General features: G+C 66.8%; 1 protein-coding gene. It reads left to right on the top strand.

The features are described from left to right. On the top strand, positions 1-903 hold a 903-nt coding region (locus tag EOA79_RS32275; protein ID WP_164894084.1), incomplete at both ends, for an FAD-binding oxidoreductase.

The following is a 903-nucleotide window of genomic DNA, read 5'->3' as shown; positions in this document are numbered from 1 at the left end:
CAATATCGCCGCGATGGCCGGCACCGCGGCGGCACAGAAGCTGCACCGATTGTCGATCGAAGGCGTCGAATTCGTGCGGCAGACGATCAAGGATCTCGACATCAAGGCGGCAAAGCCTCGCCCCGGAATTACGGGCGTGCTTCGCCATGACGGCGGCGCCGAACTGAAGGCCCACGCCGAACGGCTGGCGCGGGATTTCGACTATCCGCTCGAATATCTCGAGCGTGACCAGGTGCGCGCGGTGCTGCAGTCCGAGCGCTACTATCAGGGCCTACGCGACCCCAACGCCTTCCACATGCATCCGCTCAACTATCTGCGCTCCGTCGCCGAGGAGATCGAGCGGCTGGGCGGCAGGATCCACGAGGGATCGAGCGCCGTCGAGGCGAGACTCGACGGCCCGCAAAAGACCATGCGCACAGCAAACGGCGAAGTACGCGCGCGGCAGGCGGTGTTCGCCACCGGCGGCTACACAGGACGGCTGCTCGGCCAGTTGAGACGGGCCATGTTGCCGATTGCGACCTATGTGATGCTGAGCGAGGAGGCCCCGGAGCTCATCGCCAGCGCCATCGCGACGACCGACGGCATAGGCGATAGCCGCCGCGCCGGCGACTACTACCGGGTCGTGGAAGACGGGCGGCGGCTGCTCTGGGGTGGGCGCATCACCACGCGGGCCGCTTCGCCGGCGGCGCTGGCCTGGGAATTGCGCCGGGAGATGGTCGGAACCTATCCTCAGCTCGCTGCGCTCAAGACCGAACTCGCCTGGTCGGGGCTGATGGCCTACGCCCGGCACCTGATGCCCCAGATCGGACAGCTGCAGCCAGGCGTCTGGTATCTCACGGCGTTTGGCGGCCATGGCATCAACACCACCGCCATGGCCGGCAAGGTAGTGGCCGAGGCGATACT

It is taken from the genome of Mesorhizobium sp. M1A.F.Ca.IN.020.03.2.1 (genome assembly GCF_004023205.1).
GTDB lineage: Bacteria > Pseudomonadota > Alphaproteobacteria > Rhizobiales > Rhizobiaceae > Mesorhizobium.
The sequence above is the reverse complement of the archived record's forward strand: the minus strand, read 5'-3'. Positions and strand labels throughout refer to the sequence as shown.